General features: G+C 64.3%; 16 protein-coding genes. 7 read left to right on the forward strand and 9 right to left on the reverse strand.

All coding sequences use genetic code 11. The features are described 5' to 3' along the window. Positions 1-83 precede the first annotated feature (83 nt). Complete coding sequence (locus KB201_RS23810; RefSeq protein ID WP_211540775.1) at positions 84-1,025, forward strand: cation diffusion facilitator family transporter; 942 nt, start codon at positions 84-86, stop codon at positions 1,023-1,025. A gap of 97 nt (positions 1,026-1,122) precedes the next feature. Here KB201_RS23810 and KB201_RS23815 read toward each other — a convergent pair whose 3' ends face one another. Then, positions 1,123-1,695, reverse strand: coding sequence for a vitamin K epoxide reductase family protein (locus KB201_RS23815; protein ID WP_211540803.1), 573 nt, complete (start codon positions 1,693-1,695; stop codon positions 1,123-1,125). A 65-nt stretch (positions 1,696-1,760) separates the two neighbouring features. Further along, positions 1,761-2,405 (reverse strand): thioredoxin domain-containing protein, encoded by a 645-nt coding sequence (locus KB201_RS23820; protein WP_075863778.1) that lies wholly within the window; start codon positions 2,403-2,405, stop codon positions 1,761-1,763. A 217-nt stretch (positions 2,406-2,622) separates the two neighbouring features. Between KB201_RS23820 and lnt the strand changes: the two genes are divergently transcribed. Continuing rightward, positions 2,623-4,125: an apolipoprotein N-acyltransferase gene (lnt, locus tag KB201_RS23825; RefSeq protein ID WP_211540778.1), complete on the forward strand. Its 1,503-nt coding sequence runs from the start codon at positions 2,623-2,625 to the stop codon at positions 4,123-4,125. A 16-nt stretch (positions 4,126-4,141) separates the two neighbouring features. Here the strand turns inward: lnt and KB201_RS23830 are convergent, their stop codons facing one another. The 4 genes from KB201_RS23830 to KB201_RS23845 all read right to left on the reverse strand — a co-directional run bounded on the left by KB201_RS23830 (position 4,142) and on the right by KB201_RS23845 (position 8,905). Beyond that, positions 4,142-6,334: a cation-translocating P-type ATPase gene (locus KB201_RS23830; RefSeq protein ID WP_211540781.1), complete on the reverse strand. Its 2,193-nt coding sequence runs from the start codon at positions 6,332-6,334 to the stop codon at positions 4,142-4,144. Beyond that, positions 6,327-6,743, reverse strand: coding sequence for a metalloregulator ArsR/SmtB family transcription factor (locus tag KB201_RS23835; protein WP_211540783.1), 417 nt, complete (start codon positions 6,741-6,743; stop codon positions 6,327-6,329). The genes KB201_RS23830 and KB201_RS23835 overlap by 8 nt, the downstream gene beginning before the upstream one ends. 114 nt (positions 6,744-6,857) lie before the next feature. After that, entirely contained in the window at positions 6,858-8,030 is a 1,173-nt protein-coding gene (locus KB201_RS23840; RefSeq protein ID WP_211540786.1) for an Ig-like domain-containing protein, read from the reverse strand. Between the two features lie 284 nt (positions 8,031-8,314). After that, complete coding sequence (locus tag KB201_RS23845) at positions 8,315-8,905, reverse strand: class I SAM-dependent methyltransferase (protein WP_307848128.1); 591 nt, start codon at positions 8,903-8,905, stop codon at positions 8,315-8,317. A 95-nt stretch (positions 8,906-9,000) separates the two neighbouring features. On the opposite strand from KB201_RS23845, the gene KB201_RS23850 reads away from it, so the two are divergent. Next, positions 9,001-9,390 carry a metalloregulator ArsR/SmtB family transcription factor gene (locus tag KB201_RS23850; protein WP_249146435.1) on the forward strand — a complete coding sequence of 130 codons (390 nt, stop codon included), beginning with the start codon at positions 9,001-9,003 and terminating at the stop codon, positions 9,388-9,390. A 50-nt stretch (positions 9,391-9,440) separates the two neighbouring features. Then, complete coding sequence (lspA, locus tag KB201_RS23855; protein ID WP_211540795.1) at positions 9,441-9,884, forward strand: signal peptidase II; 444 nt, start codon at positions 9,441-9,443, stop codon at positions 9,882-9,884. A gap of 26 nt (positions 9,885-9,910) precedes the next feature. Here lspA and KB201_RS23860 read toward each other — a convergent pair whose 3' ends face one another. Next, positions 9,911-11,143: an Nramp family divalent metal transporter gene (locus KB201_RS23860; protein WP_249146426.1), complete on the reverse strand. Its 1,233-nt coding sequence runs from the start codon at positions 11,141-11,143 to the stop codon at positions 9,911-9,913. 390 nt (positions 11,144-11,533) lie between these two features. Between KB201_RS23860 and KB201_RS23865 the strand changes: the two genes are divergently transcribed. Continuing rightward, positions 11,534-13,189, forward strand: coding sequence for a cytochrome c biogenesis protein ResB (locus tag KB201_RS23865; RefSeq protein WP_249146427.1), 1,656 nt, complete (start codon positions 11,534-11,536; stop codon positions 13,187-13,189). A gap of 122 nt (positions 13,190-13,311) precedes the next feature. After that, positions 13,312-13,626, forward strand: coding sequence for a DUF4229 domain-containing protein (locus tag KB201_RS25305; RefSeq protein WP_211540798.1), 315 nt, complete (start codon positions 13,312-13,314; stop codon positions 13,624-13,626). Between the two features lie 282 nt (positions 13,627-13,908). Here KB201_RS25305 and KB201_RS25310 read toward each other — a convergent pair whose 3' ends face one another. Further along, on the reverse strand, positions 13,909-14,271 hold the full coding sequence (locus KB201_RS25310; RefSeq protein WP_338858013.1) for a M23 family metallopeptidase: 363 nt from the start codon (positions 14,269-14,271) through the stop codon (positions 13,909-13,911). 1,204 nt (positions 14,272-15,475) lie between these two features. Between KB201_RS25310 and KB201_RS23880 the strand changes: the two genes are divergently transcribed. Then, entirely contained in the window at positions 15,476-16,444 is a 969-nt protein-coding gene (locus KB201_RS23880; RefSeq protein WP_211540800.1) for an endonuclease/exonuclease/phosphatase family protein, read from the forward strand. Between the two features lie 129 nt (positions 16,445-16,573). On the opposite strand, the gene KB201_RS23885 is transcribed toward KB201_RS23880, so the two are convergent. Next, positions 16,574-17,245 (reverse strand): hypothetical protein, encoded by a 672-nt coding sequence (locus tag KB201_RS23885; RefSeq protein WP_307848130.1) that lies wholly within the window; start codon positions 17,243-17,245, stop codon positions 16,574-16,576. Between the last annotated feature and the right edge of the window lie 195 nt (positions 17,246-17,440).

A 17,440-nucleotide genomic window follows, 5' to 3' on the forward strand; every position in this document is an offset into this window, starting at 1 on the left:
ATCTGTCATATAGTCACATGCGCATGTATTGATATATGTGGACAGCGTAGCTATCTGGGTGTGGATGAGAGGGAGTACGACGCATGGGAGCCGGACACAATCACGGACCAACCGACCCCGCATCCAGCGACTCGTCGCTGCGTGTCCGGTTGGCGATCGCGTTTGCTCTGACGGGGATCATTGTCGTGGCCCAGCTTGTCGGGTCGGTGATCACGGGAAGTCTGGCGCTGCTGACCGACACCGCACACGCCGCGACAGATGCGATCGGTTTAGCGGTCGCGCTCGTCGCAGCAACCGTGATGCACCGCCCGGTCAGCAAAACCCGCACGTGGGGATTGCGGCGCATCGAGGTCATCGCCGCTCTGGGGCAGGCCTCGCTGCTGCTCGCTGTGGGCCTCTACGCTGCTGTCGAAGGCGTACGACGACTGTTCTCGCCACCCGAGGTGCCCTCGACCGAACTCCTGCTCTTCGGAGTCATCGGGCTCGTGGCGAACATCGTCGCCATGCTTGTGCTCGCCTCGGGACGCGGCGCCAACTTCAACATGCGAGCGGCGTTTCTGGAGGTCCTCAACGACGCACTGGGGTCGCTGGGTGTGATCGTCGCCGCAATCGTCATCGCTACCACCGGTTTCCAACAAGCTGACGCGCTGGCCGGGTTGTTCATCGCCGCGCTCATCGCACCCCGCGCCCTCAAACTCATGGCCGAGACGACGCGGGTGCTGATGGAATTCACCCCGAAAGGGATCGATCTCGACGACGTCAGGGCCCACATCCTCGAGATGGATCGTGTGCACGACGTGCACGACCTTCACGCATCGACGGTGGCCACGGGCCTACCGATCATCAGCGCTCACATTGTGGTCGATGACGACTGCTTCCAGGACGGCCACGCCCCCACCATGTTGGATGACATCCGGACCTGCGTGGCGACCCACTTCGCCATCTCCTTCGAGCATTCCACCTTCCAGCTCGAGACCAGCGCCCAGCGCCACCACGAGGAAGCGTTAGCCACCCATCACCCGTGAGGGATCACATCGGCGTCACACCACACCTGCGGTCTGCGCGAGTGCAGATCTCTGCTACACGAGTCTGCCGTCTCGGCCGGGCGCTGCCGCGGAGGTGTCACATCAGCGTCGACCAGTACCACCAGAAACGGTGGGCGATCAGGGCGATCACTGCCAGCACCCACACCAGCGGTACCACGGTGTGCACCGTGAGGATCGCATCGAGGGCTCGGCGTGCTGTCCCGGGTGGGCAGAAATGGTCGGCATTGCGCAGGCTCACATACCAAAAGGCAACCACGACAACCACCCACACGGCCATGCAGTACGGACAGAGCGCGTTGATTCGGTACAGGCTCTGGAAGATCAGCCAATGGACGAACACCACCGCACCCGTCAACCCACTCTGCAGCCCGATCATGACCCAGGTGGGCGGCCGGCTCCCCATCAGGACCGCGACAGCAATCAGCGCGGAGAAGCCGGCAATTCCGATCAGTGAGTTGGGAAACCCGAAGACGACCGCCTGGGGGGTGTCCATCACCGATCCGCAATTGACGATCGGGTTGATACTGCAGGTCGGTGTGTACGCCGGATCGGTTGCCAGTTCGAACTTTTCAACCGTCAGCGTGAACGCAGCGATGAGCCCGATACCTCCGCAGACCGCAAGGATCCACCCGAGCAGTCGCGGAGACACTGGGAATCGTGTCACTGGCGCCGAGGGTGAGGATGGCGAGGCCTGGCGGGGTGGTGGTGGGACGGTCACTGGCGTACTGCGGATTCGAGCGCCGAGCTCAGATCGCCATAGCTCTCGGGTTTGATCAGTTCATCGTTGATGAAGAAGGTGGGTGTACCGGTGACACCCAGCGCTTTGCCGTCAGCGACATCGCGGTCGATGAGTTCGCGGGTGGCCTGCGAGTTGTAGTCGGCGGCGAATCGATCCATGTCCAGACCGAGCTCCTGGGCATAGGAGAAGAACAGATCATCCAGCGGTACCCGCTGCTCACCCCAGCTGCGTTGGGTGTCGAACATCTTGCGGTACATCGGTTCGAACTGACCTTGCTCGGCCGCGGCAGCCACGGCCCGTGCCGCGCGGTCAGCGTTGAAATGCCCGGGGAGCGGGAAGTAGCGGACCACGAAAGTGACCTGATCGCCGTATGTTTGGCGAAGCTGCTCCACCGCCGGGTATGCCGCCCCGCACCCTTCACATTCGAAGTCCAGGAATTCCACGAATGTTGCCTTGGACTCGGTCGGAGTCGATAGACGTGGGGAATCATCCCGTACCGTCATGCTCGCCTGGGCGGCAGCCTGTTCGCTGTCGCCGGCCCGGGACACCACGAACACCACTGTCAGCGCCAGGCAGAACACGAACACTACGGCGAGTGAGATCTTGACGGTGCGGCTCACCGGGGCATCCTCGACTCGAGTCGAATCTTCAGCGCTTGACCTGCCACGATGTTCACTCCCGTCAAACTACTACTACGTTAGCTAGTAGTTTACAGGCGCGCGGCCCCGGCCGGGCGACCGCGGGCGGATCGGTGCGCTCGACAAATTTCGGTGAGGGGTGCGGTGCGCGGTGGTGAGTTCTTCGGGTGCTCGGCGGGCCGGTGCGTCGTTTCCACCGATGCTTCATCCGGTGCTGCGCAGCGCTGCTGCCGTCGGCGCCGGCGGCATGCTGTACGTGAGTTTCCCTCCGCGTCAGCTGTGGTTCCTCGCCCCGTTGGCTATCGCGGTTCTGGTGGTGACGCTGCGGGGGCGGTCGTTGTGGGCGGCATCCGGCTATGGCTATCTGGCTGGGCTGGGGTTTTTCGTGCCTTTGCTGCCGTGGGTCGGCATCTATGTGGGTGCGGTGCCGTGGCTGGTCTTGGCAGCAGTCCAGGCGGTGGCGTTCGGGATCTTCGGGGCGTTGGCAGCGGCACTGGGCAGATGGCGCGGCGCGCCGGTGTGGTTGGCAGGCGCCTGGGTGGCAGTCGAAGCTATTCGTTCCCGGATACCGTTTGGCGGTTTCCCCTGGGGCCGAATCGCATTCGGTCAACCGGACGGGTTGCTCCTGCCGTTGGCGGCGCTGGCCGGCGCGCCGGGGTTGTCGTTCGTTGTGGTGCTGCTCGGCGCGGCCCTGGCCGCGGCGGCGGGGGCCGTGGTCCGCCGGCAGCCTCAGACGTTGGCCGGGCCTGCGGCCACGGTTGCCGTGATTGGACTGCTGGTGTGGACGATGACGCCCGCGGGGGGAGGCGATGACGCGGGGGAGCGGTCGGTGACGGTGGCAGTGGTGCAGGGCAATGTGCCGCGGCTGGGGTTGGATTTCAATGCTCAGCGACGCGCAGTGCTCGACAATCATGTCCAACGCACCCTCGACCTGGCCGAGGAGATCCGCTCTGGGCGGGTCGTGCGTCCCGATGTGGTGGTGTGGCCGGAGAACTCATCCGACATCGACCCGTTCGGTAACCGCGATGCTGCGGCGCAGATTGATCGTGCCGCGCGGGCGATCGGGGTGCCGATCCTGGTGGGAGCGGTGATCGCCGGGAGCAACGGCACGTCCCGCAACACGTTGGTGGTGTGGGATCCGGTTACCGGTCCTGGTCAGGAGCACGACAAACGTCAGCTGGTGCCGTTCGGGGAGTACTTGCCGCTGCGGGAACTGATGACACAGCTGTCGTCCTACGCCAGCCGGGCCGGCAACTTCGTTCCTGGCACGGGCAATGGTGTCGTCGATCTTGCAGGTGTACCGGTGGCGGTAGCGACCTGCTACGAAGTCGCGTTCGACGATCTGGTGACCGACTCGGTGCGCGCCGGCGCGCAACTGATCGCCGTGCCGACCAACAACGCGACGTTTGGGCGCACCGAGATGACCTACCAGCAACTCGCGATGTCGCGGGTGCGGGCAGTCGAGCACGGTAGGGCGGTAGTCATCGCAGCAACCAGTGGGGTGAGCGCGATCATCGAGCCTGATGGGGCCGTTGCACAACGCACAGCGCTGTTCACCCCCGATGTCCTCATCGCGCGGGTGCCGCTGAGGACAACGACGACTCTGGCTACGCGGATCGGAGCAGCAGGAGAAGGGATCTGTGCTGCCGCGGTCCTGGCGGCACTGGTTGTACGCACGTGGAGATCACGCCAACGCACCTGACGCGGCGTGATGTGCCTCAGTGGCGTTCGCGATGAGGCGTTGGTGAGCTACTCGGTGTGTCATCGGCGTCATCCGACGGGCTCGAACAGCAGCTGCACCCTGGTTCTGTTGTGGCAGCACAACTCGTGCTGGTCGCCGCGCCGCGTAATCGTGGAGCCGGCAGCAGGGGTGCCTCGGGCACCGGCCGTGGCTGATCGGTGGTGGTGGCTGATACCGGGGCGCAGCAGGCGTCGCCTGTGTCGTGGTAGGCCGCCACCGAGATGTTGAGCTTGCCGGGGGTTACCCGGTGCACGGCGCCGGTGCCCGGCAGTGCTTTCGTCCGGGCGGCGCGAATCGCGTTGGCGATCACCAGCACTTCTGCGAGTTCGTGGACGAAGACCACTGTGGCCAGGCCGAGGACGCCCGTGGCGGCCAGCGGAATCAGAACACCGATGATGGCCAGAGAGAATCCTATGTTCTGCACCATGATTCGGCGTGCGCGCCGAGCGTGGGACAGCACTTGTGGGAGATGGCGGAGATCTTCGCCCATCAACGCCACATCGGCGGTTTCGATGGCGACGTCGGTACCCATCGCTCCCATCGCGATTCCGACATCGGCGGTGGCCAACGCTGGGGCGTCGTTGACGCCGTCGCCGACCATGGCGATCGCCCGCCCGCGCGCCAGTGTGGGCAGCAAGTCGGCTTTGTCTTCGGGAAGCAGTTCGGAATGGACGGTGCTGATTCCGGCCGCCGTGGCCAAGGCGTGTGCGGTGCGGTCGTTGTCCCCGGTCAGCATGACCGAGTTGACACCCAGCGCCGTCAGCTGAGCGACCGTTTCAGCGGCCTCGGGGCGAAGCTCATCGCGGACGGCGATGGCGGCGACGACGGTGCCATCGCGTTCGATCAGCACGACGGTGGCACCGTCGCTCTGCAACCGGGTGACATCGCCGGCGAGCGCGCCAGGATCGAGCCACCCGGGTTTGCCCAGGCGCAGGTGCTGTCCGCGTATCTGGCCGGTGAGTCCGTGACCGGCGATCGCGGTGACGTCCTCGGCAGGTGAGCCCAGAGCAGGTGCGGCCGCAAGAATCGCGCTCGCCAGCGGGTGCTCGCTGCGTGCCTCGAGCGCGGCGGCATAGGATAACGCGTCCTCGCGGGTGATTTCGGGGGTGCTCACCACGGCGATGACCTCCGGAGTGCCGCGGGTCAAGGTGCCGGTTTTGTCCAGTGCGACGACGCGGACCCGTCCCAACTCCTCTAGTGCAGCACCGCCTTTGACCAATGCGCCCTGGCGGCTGGCGGCGCCGATCGCGGCGACCACCGTCAGCGGCACCGCGATCGCCAACGCACACGGGGACGCGGCAACGAGGACTACCAGGCCGCGTTCGAGCCACAGCAGGGGATCACCGAGCAGCGCACCGATACCTGCCACGAGCGCCGCGAGCACCATGATGGCCGGGACCAGGGGGCGGGCGATGCGGTCGGCGAGACGTTGGCCGGCGCCTTTGCGTTCCTGCGCTTGCTCGACGATGTGAACGATGCGGGCCAGGGAACTATCCGCGGCGCGGGCGGTCACGCGGACTTCGATCGCACCGCCACCGTTAATCGCGCCGGCGTAGAGCAAGTCGCCCGGACCCGCCTCCACCGGAACAGATTCGCCGGTGATCGCCGACAGGTCCACGCTGGTAGTGCCCGCGGTGATCGTCCCGTCGGTCGACGCGCGCTCACCGGGACGCACCACCAGCACATCGCCGATGATCAACTCATCAGGGGACACGGTGATCTCGCGACCCTCACGAATCACCGAAGCAGTGGGCGGAACGAGCGCGAGCAGTGCCCGCAGCCCGCGCCGGGTCTTGGTGACCGCGTAATGCTCGAGTCCTTCAGCGACCGAGAACAAGATTCCGAGTAGCGCAGCCTCGGGTATTTGGCCCAGCGCCACAGCCCCGATCGCGGCGATCGTCATCAGCGTTCCGACACCGATGCGCCCGTGGCGCAGCGACATCAGCGTCGACGGCACGAACGTTGAGGCAGCTACAACTGCCGCGACCAGTTCCACGACGATGCCCGCGGTCTCTGATAGAGAGTCTCCGATGATCCAGCCGAGCGCGAGGAACACTGCTGCGGCGGCGGCGAAACGCAGCTCGCGCACCTGCCACAACCGAACCGGGCCCTGATCGACCTCGGCGTCGAGGTCGGCGGGATCTGATGGCCCGCAGCATGCGTCAGCCATGAGCTCGCCCCTGCACTGTGGCCGCCGACGGTGTCGTCGTGGCTGCGGTGGAGAGTCCTGCAATCGCGAGAACCGCTGTCACGAGAGCGTGGCCGGAGGGGGTCAACGCATACATCACTAACCGTCCGTGCCGGCGCCCGGTCACCAGGCCGGCGCCCTTGAGTAGGCGCAGATGGTGCGAGACAAGGTTCTGCGCCAGGCCTACCACCCACGCGAGGTCGCAGACGCATAATTCCTCGCCCGACAGCAACGCCGTTGCCACTCGCAGCCGGGTGGGATCACCGAGTGCGCGAGCTCCGGCGGCGGCACGGTCGACCGCGGTCACCTCGGGTAGCGCAGTCCGGATTGTTTCTGCGTGCGGTAGATCGAGGCACAGCAGGTCGCATGTGTCCACCGACTCCTGAGTCATATCAACATCCTTACGTTTATTGATATGGCTTACTATAGGCGTGCCGGCGCGAATACCTCAACACCCATCGATATGGCGAGTGGCGTCGACAAGCTCCAGCCAGGCGGGGGGCGCCTAGGTGTCGGTGTTGCCCTTCTTCCACTGTGACCACGGGATGTTCCAGTCGCCGAGTCCATCGACTCCCGACAGTGTGTCGGCGTTGGTGTTCTTGACCGTGACGGGGTCACCGCGCAGGGTGTTCTTGACGAGCCATTCCGCGTCTGCGGGACTCAGGTTTGGGCAACCGTTGCTGACGTTGCTGTTGCCTTGGGCCGACATCGACCACGGTGCGCCGTGCATGTAGATGCCGCTGTAGGACATTTGCACCGCCCATTGAACGGGTGTGCGGTATCCCGCTGCGGACTCGACAGGCACTCCGTAGGTGGACGAGTCCATGATGATGTGCTCGACGCGATCTCCGATCATGTAGATGCCGCGGGGCGTCGGAGTGCTGTCTTTGCCGAACGAGGTCGGCATCGTGCGGATGACCTTGCCGTCTCGTTTGACGACGATTGTTTTGGTGTTGTCGTCGGCGACGATTTCCTGAGCTCTGCCAATGGTGAAGTCGTAGGACAAGTTCTCGTCGCCGTAGAGCCCGTCGCCGAGGTCGACTCCGTAAATGTTGACGGCGACACTGACTTTGGTGCCCGGTGTCCAGAAGCGTTCGGGCCTCCACCGGACCTCGGAGTCGCTGATCCAATAGAACGCACCCTGCATCTGGGGGTCAGACGACACGGTGATCGCCGCCTGTGCCTTCTTTCGGTCGGGGATGGGATCGGCGAACCGCACGCCGATCGTGTGGGCGATCCCGACGGTTTTCTCGCCGAGGATGGCCGCGCTGGTCAACGATTCCGGTGAGGTCGTGGTGAAACGCTGCGAGACGACCGATCGACCGCCCACGCCCACGGCCTCGGCTTGAACCACGTATCGCTTCGAATACCCCAGGGGCTGGGTGCTTGTCCACGTTGAGCCGTCCTCGCTCAGGGAGCCCGCCAAGGGACGGCCGCTGGCTGTGGGAATACGGACGTTAGTCAACGCGCCGCGACTGGCCGTGACAACAATAGGAAGCCCAGGTTCGACGACCGCGTTGGGCGCAAGTCGCCCGCCACCTTCAGTGGCCACAGCGATGGAAGGTTGTGTGATGTCGGCGAAGCTGTCAACGGCCCGAATCTCGTTGCTGAAGGCGGCACCTCCGGTCGAGCTGCACGAGGTCAACACCATCACCACCGCCGTCAGCGTTGCGAGCATCAGCAGTCGCGGGATACCGGCCCGGACCGACCCGCGGCATTCACGAGAGTCCGAGCACTGCGGCCGCCCACCGTGAGTCGATCGGCGATCACGTGGCTCTTCGGTAGCTCGAGTCCCTCTTACGCGGCCCATCGATTGTCGAACCCTCCCACTCGGCGCTGGACTAGGTTTACTAACCACGATAGTAGTTGAAGGCTGTGCGCTCCTCTAACCACTGCACCGCGTGAGAGAAGGTTCGAAACGTCGTCGTGGTGGGCGACCGCCGAGACACCACGTCGACCTCACTATTGCCGTGTGGCGACACCCAACAGGTAGTCCCCGCCGATGCGTGTTCGCCACCGCTCGCCGACCTCGAGACCGTGGTGGGACAACTCGTGCAGGAATTCACCGGCGGTGAACCGATCCTCGCTCGGATGGTCAAACAGCACTTGGTAGGTCGGCCGAGCAAGGGCGGTCGCGGTGACCTCGTCAAAGAAGAACCGCCCACCCGGTTTGAGTACGCGGGCCACCTCGTCCAAGGCTTCCCGCCAGTTCGGGATGTGGTGAATGATCGCGAAGTCGAAGACTGCGTCATAAGTACCGTTCTGCCCGCCGCCAACGTCGTGCAATGCTGAACGCAGGTCCGTTGCGCTACCTCGGGCGAGGTGTGCCCTGCCGGTGTGGCGGCGCAGGCGGTGGCGAGCGCGAGTAATCATCGCCGGATCGAGGTCTACCGCGTCGACGCGCGCGGCGCCGAACTCGTCGAGGATCAGCCGGGTGCCGTACCCCGACCCGCACCCCAGCTCGGCAACGTGCGCCCCCGGGGTCCGTCCGCCCAACGCGGTCAATACACGCGCCTCGTAGCGCTGCAGCCACCGCCGGGGCGGCGAGTTCACCAGAACAGTCTCCACGCGGTTCATCAACATTGGTGACCACCCTCCCACATTCATCGGCAGCGACCGCTTATTATCGTCTGGTGACGATCAATAGCATGGATGGGTGTCGAACGTCGAGAGCCGGAACGAATGTGGACGCGGCGGTGGCGTTGTTTCACAGCCTGTCCGATAGCACCCGTTTGTCGATTGTGCGTCGTCTTGCCGGCGGGGAGGTCAGGGTCGCCGACCTGGTAGGGGAGTTGGGTTTGGCGCAGTCGACAGTGTCGGCGCATGTGGCATGTCTGCGCGACTGCGGGCTAGTTGAGGGACGCCCACAAGGTAGGCAGGTGTTCTACCGCCTCACTCGGCCCGAGTTGATGGATCTGCTGGCCTCGGCGGAGACCCTGCTGGCGGCCACTGGTAGCGCGGTAGCGCTGTGCCCGAACTATGCCGGCGACGCCGCCGCAGCGTCAGCGAGTCCTACCCCGGCTGGAGCCTTTACGTGACCGACGCGACGCCGGCAGTGACGAAAACACTCCACCCCCGAGGCGTTCTCATGGCCCTGGTTGTCGTGGTGACCTCCGTCGGGCTGGCAGTCAACTCCTTCGTTGTCAGCCGACTCACCGAGGGCAGTGCGGCCGATCTGGGAGTGCTCCAATTGCGGTTAGCGTTCAACCCCGGTATTGCATTCAGCCTCGGTGATCGGCTGCCCAGCTGGGCCATACTCGCCGTGGCCGGGTTCATCACCCTCGCACTGGCCGGCTACGCAGTGCACGTCGCACCCGACGCGGGGGTCGCCGGCCGGATCGGATTTGCCGCGGTCCTCGGCGGCGCACTCACCAACCTGATCGACCGCGCCGCCGACGGCGTCGTCACCGACTACTTCCATACCGGCTGGTTCCCCACGTTCAACCTCGCGGACACATTCATCACCATCGGCGTCGTCCTGATCGTGCTAGATGTGTTGCGGCAAGATTGGTCAGCTCCGCGCGACACCTAGGGGATCGAACCGTCGCGCGGACTCGCTTAACCGGTGACTGTCAGGTAGATCAAGGCGACGTTGAGCACGATGATGACCGCTGCAGTCAGCCAGGCCAGCGACGTGGTGAGTCGATTGTTCACATCCTCGCCCATCAGCATCCTGTCGCTGGTGAAACGCACTAACGGAACCAGTGCGAAGGGGATGCCGAAGGACAGAACGACCTGCGAGACAATCAGAGCTCGGCTGGGATCAATTCCGATGGCCAACACTGTGATGGCAGGTACCAGGGTGATCAGGCGTCGGAGTATGAGCGGAATCCTGCGCTGCAACAGCCCGTCCATGATCATCGCGCCGGCGTACGCCCCGACCGAGGTTGATGCCAGCCCCGAGGCAAGAAGCCCCAGCGCGAACAGCAACGCCACCACTTGCCCCAAGGTGTCGGCGACCGCCGCATGCGCTCCGTCGATCGAATCGACCCCTTCACGGCCACGCAAAGTGGTTGCTGCCACCAGCAGCATGGACAGGTTGACCGCGCCCGCCAGCAGCATCGCCAGACCGACATCAATCTTCGTCACACGCAACAGCCGCGACCGGATCGGCCCCTCCGGTTGATGGCCGTGTCGATCCCGCACCAAACCTGAATGCAGATACACCGCGTGAGGCATCACCGTCGCACCCAACATGGCGGCCGCGATCAGCACGCTTTCCGTGCCATCGAACCGCGGCAAGAGGCCCCCCATGACAGCCCCGGGGGGAGGTGGTGCCACCACGGCGCTTGTCAGAAAACCGATGGCAATGACAGCCAGCAAGCCAATGATCACCCGCTCGAACGGTTGCTGCCCTCTGCGGTCTTGGACAAGAAGTAAGACCATCGACACCGAACCTGTGATGACGCCACCGATGAGCAACGGCAGGTCGAAGAGCAGATTCAGCGCGATAGCTCCGCCCACCACTTCGGCGAGATCGGTTGCCATAGCGACAATCTCAGCCTGCACCCAGTAGGAGAGCCTGGCGGTCCGCGACGCGCGCAGACGCACCGTCTCAGGCAATGACCTGCCCGTGACCACCCCCAGCTTGGCAGAAAGGAACTGCACCAACCCTGCCATCACGTTCGCAACCACGATCACCCACACGAGGAGGTAGCCGAACTGGGCGCCAGCGCTGATATTGGACGCGACATTGCCGGGATCAACATAGGCGATGGCTGCGACGAAGGCCGGACCGAGCAGTAGGGACCCAGACCGAGCTCGCGCGAACCGCGGACGAGCCGAAGCCATGACCTCTCGCATTGCCGCCCCTCAATCACAAAGTTCGGTCTACCGAATAAAACTATTCGATACACCGTAGTTGATGGGGCGGCACATGACGAGGCTTCGTGAGCTTGGTTGGTGGGGTGACGTCTTCGACGGCCTGCAAGTACGAGTGCGCCGCAGCGGGGCGCATCCCTGCTTGTCATCTGCGTGTCGAAATACTACGCTACGTAGTATTTTGATGTGGGCAGGAAGAGCAGGTGGGACCCGGATGGCGATGCGGGCGAGGAAGTCCCGGCGGCCGATGATGCTGGGAGTCGACTGGCAGACAGCTCAGGATCACGTCGCCGACCGCGCACTCTGTTCTCTCGCGAGGGATGACGACTTCCCGGGTGCGGCGTTACCCATACGACGACGATGATGCACACCGGCACCATCGAAGCGCCGACGCCGCGACGAGTACACCCGGCGCTTGGCCCCCTGCGCAGATTGTGGCGCTCGCTGACGTCGATGAAAACAGCACTCGTGCTGCTGTTCCTGTTGGCTGCGGCCGCCATCCCGGGCGCTCTGCTGCCGCAGCGCCCACTCAACGAGCAGAAGACTGCCCAGTACATTGCCGACCGCGGCGCCCTCGGCACTTGGATGGACAGACTGCAGCTCTTCGACGTCTTCGCCAGCTCGTGGTTCACCGCGATCTACGTCCTGCTGTTCGTGTCGCTTGTGGGATGCCTCACTCCCCGGATCCTCGAGCATCTGCGAGCGGTCCGAGCCCGTCCAGTTCCCGCGCCGCGCAACCTCACCCGCCTGCCGCGGCACCTCGAGGACACCGTAGAAGGAACACCCGAAGAGGTTGCTACCCTCATCAACGCCAACCTCCGGGGCTGGCGCCGAGCCACCACCACACGACCAGCGAATGCGCACCGACCCACCGCAGCCGTAGAGATCTCCGCAGAAAAGGGTTACCTTCGCGAGTGGGGCAACCTCGTGTTCCACTTCGCCCTACTCGCCTTGCTGATATCGATCGCGGCCGACAAACTCTACGGCTACGAAGGCACCCGCAGTCTCGTCGCCGATGGCACACAAGGGTTGTGCAACACCTCGACCGCGGTTTATGACTCATTCCGTGCAGGCAGCCTCGTCGATGGCACCGATCTCTCACCATTCTGTGTCCGCGTCGAGGGCTTCGATGCCCGGTTCCTGCCGAGCGGTCAGCCCGACATGTACGAAGCCGACGTCACCTACACCGGGGACGTGCGACAGTCCGATCCCGATACGTGGAGCACTGCACGCGTCCGAGTGAACGAACCGCTGCGAGTAGCTGGCGACCGCGTCTATGTCCTCGGCAACGGCTTCGCACCGACGTTCACTGTGACGTTCCCCAACGGTGAGCAACGCACTCAGACAGTACTTTTCATTCCCGACAACTTGCAGACGATGCTGTCCTCCGGCGCGGCCCGTTTCGATACCCCAGCCGGCCTCTACCCCGACCCAGACGAACGTCGCAATCGACAGATCGCGATCGAGGGCCTATTCGCGCCCACCGCAGCATTCCAAGGAACCCTGCTCACCTCATCGTTTCCCGTGCCGAATGATCCGTATGTGGCGATCAGGATCTACCAAGGCGACACCGGACTGGATACCGGTCGCCCGCAGAATGCGTACTCCTTGAACCGAGCGCTCATCGAGCAGGGTCGGCTCCAGCAGCGGGCACAGGTCAATCTCAGCCCGGGACAGACTCACACCATCGCCGATGGCACCGTGGTGCGCTTTGATGGGTATGAACGCTTCGTGTCCATGCAGGTATCACACGGGCCGGCACAGAACTGGGTTCTGTTGTCGGCGACCGTGATGCTGGCTGGGTTACTTGTGTCTCTACTTGTCCGGCGTCGCCGAATCTGGGTGCGGCTAGTGCCCGTCGAAGTCGACGGCCAACGACGCACCGCAGTAACAATCGCGGGACTGGCCCGCACCGATCAGGCCGGGTGGGGCGAGGACTTCGACCAGCAGGCGCGGCGATGGCTGACCCAGCCAGGGCCGACAAACCGCCGACCACGGCGCGCACATCAGCCATGAACTTTCACATCCGTACAGATCTCATCTCATGAACCGCCCCCGCTGCAGGACGCGGCACCGAGCCAACTGTCGCGTCACAATCCATCCCGATCGCATTCACCCCACACGGAGCCACATCGACCATGCGCACAAACACTTCTCACAGCGCCACCACCACGCCAGCCTCTTCAGCCAGATCCCTGGTCGCCATCACGCTGCTGTACAACGTCGCGCGCCTAGCACTCGCTGCTGCGCTAACTGGACTAGTTCTGTTGGTCGCCTACCTAATTGACGTGGACGTCCCGTTTTTCGTAGCCGTCGTGCTCGCCGTGATTCTCAGTAGTCCAGTCTCGATGATCGTCCTCAAACCCCTACGAACTCGTATCAATCACCGGGCCGAAGCAATGGACTCCCGCCGAGCAACCAAGAAGGGACTCGCCAGACCGGACGCGCCATAGGTTGATATCAGACCAGCAAACATGGTCAGCAGGCCGCCTGTCCGACAGGTGCCGGAACATGCAGTGCAGTCTGCCGGATCGGTGAAACCAACGCAGTTCACCCTCAATGACCACAACCACCCGCACACCGATCCTCTCAAACGATCGGGGTAGGCGCCCATCTGTGTGGCCGTCGAACCGATCACTGCGCCCGCGGATTTGGCCCGACCTAGTCCCGCCTCGAAGCTCGCGACACCTGAGCGGGACCACTCGTCGTCACACCTCCCGCGCCGATGAGGCGGGTCATCCGACGACGTAGACTCCCCGGGTTCTCAGCCACTGTGCAGGATCGAGTTTGGGTCCATCTTGCTGCCAGACCTCGTAGTGCAGGTGTGGGCCGGTGGAGTAGCCGCGGTTTCCTACCGTTGCGATCTGCTCGCCGGCCAGGACTCGCTGTCCGACGCTCACCAGTGTCTCGTTGATGTGCCCGTACACGCCGATCGTGCCGTCGTCTTGCAGCACTCGTATCCATAGACCGAAGCCATCAGCCGGACCGGATTCGATGATCTGCCCGTCGCTGGTCGAGACCACCGGTGTGCCAATCGTGTTGGCGATGTCGAGGCCATAGTGCGTGGTACTCCATCGAGCTCCGTAACTCGAGGTCACGGTGCCGTAGGTCGGTGCCGCCGACCGCGGCCGTTGCGGCACCGGGGGTTCAGGCGGCCGCGCGCGATCTGGCTGTGTCAGTTCTCGCATAGCCGAGGTCAGCTCATCGCGTGACGATGCACGTGCCGACGTGCGGCTTCGCTGTTCGTCCACCGATCCGACGGTTACAGAGCGTGGGGCTGCTGCGGGCTGGACGTCGACGGGCACGCCAGCCTGAGTCAGGGGAGTGACCGTCAGGTCGTGTCGATCGGCGACCGCAGTGGCCGCAGTCCCGCCGGCAGCGCATAGAACCACCGCGGCCATGAGTGATCCACCCAACCCGGCCGCAGCCGCCGACCGAGTTGAGGTGCCCGAGACCTCCTCGCCCTCGAGCACCTCGAGAAAGCCTGACTGAGCTTGCTCGCTGGACTGAGGTTCAACGACCCACAACGCCCGCTCCCACGGTGCGGTAGGCGCTGCCGATGGATGCCTGCCGAGGTCGAGCGGGCGCTGTGAGCGAGGCGGCCCGAAAGCTCGATGGCCAGGCCCGGCTTGGCGGGGCAAGGCAGTACGCGAGCGCGCAGTGTGTGGACGGCCACTGCGAGGTGGGTATGACAGCGACGCCCCGGGCGCCGTCGTCGATCGAGCATGCGGCGAGTAGGAGGGCACCGGGGCGCCCGAGAAGATGGGCCGCGTGAACCCAGCCGACACCTCGGGTTGGACAGGCATTCGGTGTCGCCCGGCCGCATGCACGACGTGTGAATGCTGGGGCCCCGCGAGTCCAGGGGTGAGGCTCGCCGATGCGCCGCGCCGGAACGCAGAGATACCAGCGGAGGGCGGGCTGGGATCAGCTTTGCGATGCCGTGCCAAGAGGAGTCCTTCAGTCCAAGCGTCAGTCCGGATGAAAACAGTTCGATATCGAACGAGCCACAGACAGGTTACTACTATCCAGGTTAGTTTCTCCCCGCTGGCCCCAAAATCGATTCTTCGAGCTCTGCGCAGCTCCGACGGTGCGCTTGGTTGACCAGCGGGTACATTGTGGCCGACTACGCGTCGGCGTCAATGCGTGCGCAAGTTCTCGCCTGGGCAACTGCGTCGATAACGAAGCGTCCGGCTCGTAACGGTCACCATAGATCGAACCGACTGGTGGCTTGGCTGACAGCCCCTGTCGCCGACAGCCTGCACTCGACGATCACCCGCCAGAGAGCGCGACAGCGGTCCTGGCATGATCGGCCGCATGCGTGGACTGCTACGAGCGCTCGGGTGGGGTGCGGTCCTCGCCGCTGCTGCCGGGATTGCTGCCCACTATTCTGGCCTGGTCAGCAATCTCGTGTCCCGGGTGGCGGCGTTCACGCCGGTGCTGATCATCGTCGGCGTCGTCGGTCTGCTGCTGTTGCTCGCTGCGCGCGCCTGGCTCTCCGCGGCGGGAGCTGTGCTCGTCATCGCCGTGGGCGTGACGGCGCAGGCCCCGCTGTATCGGGGGGCGGACGAACAAGTCTCGGACTCGGACCTGACCGTGATGCAGGCCAATATCTATCTCGGGCAGGCTGATCCGGACGCGCTAGTGTCGCGGGTGCGCGACTCAGGCGTTGACGTCGTGACGGTGGTCGAGCTGACGTCTGAGGCGGTGGGAGCCCTCGAGCGCGCCGGGTTGCGGCAAGCCTTGCCGTTTGCGTTTCTTCGTCCCCGAGACGGTGGAGGTGGAGCTGGCATCTATGCGCGGGCCCCGCTGACCGACGGGCAACTCTTGCGTGGGTTCGAACTGTCGAATCTTCGTGCGCGACTGTTGCTTCCGAACCGATCGCCAATTTCGATCTATGCACTGCACCCGTTGCCGCCGTATCCCGAACCGTCGTGGCGCTGGGATGCCGAGCTCCGCGAGTTGCACTCGATCCTCTTCGCCGACACAGATCCACTGATCATCGGCGCCGATGCGAACTCGACCTACGATCACCGCTCCTTCCGGCAGCTACTGTCGGGACCGCCGGATTCGCCCCAGCTGACCGACGCCGCCGAGCATCTCGGATCGGGCGTCGTCGCGACCTATCCTGCCGGCCGGCCCTACCCGTCGCTGCTTGCGCTCGACCGGGTGCTGACACGCAATGGCCCGACACCGACATCGTTCCAGCGGATCGATCTGCCGGGCTCCGATCATCACGGGGTGCTCGCGAGCATCCGGCTCAGCGAAGGATGACGTCCCCGAGTAATCTCGAACCATCGGAACACCTCGGTTCGTGACCGACAGCCTTATGTCAACTCGATCGAGCCTGGCAAGCTATCTCCCCCAACGCTTTCCATATGCCGCCACTGGCTACTTCATGATTCAGCCGGGTGGCGCCGGTGAGGGTGGAGGGGGGTTGCGGTCGCCGGGTTGGGGTATCGGGAAGGTCATCGACGGGCTCGGTGGGTCCGGTGGTGCGAGCCGGCTTTGGGGGTTGGCGCGCACCGCGGCCTCAGCCTCGGCCAGGGGCGCGGAGGCTCTGCCGCGGGCTTGCTGTTCGGTCACCGGTTTGCGGCCGTCAACCGGGATGAGGGTGTACCACTCCTCGGACTCGAGGTAGCGGGTGGCGAACAGGTACCACTGGCCGACCTTGAGTGGTGTGTCGCCGTTGACGGAAATGTAGACACCGTCTTTGACTCCGCCTTGCTGGTTGACTACCACGCTCTCGAAGACTTCGCCCTTGATCGCTGTTTTGGTGAGCACGCTGTACTGAGTTTCGGGGAGCGGCCCGAGTGCCTTGGCGCCAGCAGCTGATTCGACACGGCCGCTGAAGACGTGTGTGGAGATCGCCATCAGATTACGCAAGTCAGAGGTGTCGGTAATCGAGTCCGCATGGGCGGTCGAGGTGGCCGTGGCCGATTCGAGGGGCGGGATGCCCTCATTGACGGTTTGTTCGCCGCACGCGGCCAAGGTGGCAGCGGCGAGGATGCCGGCGATGCCGAGTGTGAGGGCCGCCGGTCGTGCTGCTCGGTGGTGGGTCATCAGAATCCCCACTTGTTGTGGTATAGGTCGCGGGTGAGGCCGGTGGGTGTGTAGGACGTTTCGCGGGCCCCGTCATTATCTGCTATCAGGTCGTTGGAGCAGGTGGAACAGCCCCAGTGCGTGCCCGACCTCAGTCCAAGTTATGTCACTTTCTAGTAAAAGTGCCTGTCCCCCAGCTGTTTTAATGTGCCGATAATGTACGTTATG

Origin of the sequence: Gordonia sp. SCSIO 19800, from assembly GCF_018132775.1 — a bacterium.
Taxonomy (GTDB): Bacteria; Actinomycetota; Actinomycetes; order Mycobacteriales; family Mycobacteriaceae; genus Gordonia; species Gordonia hongkongensis.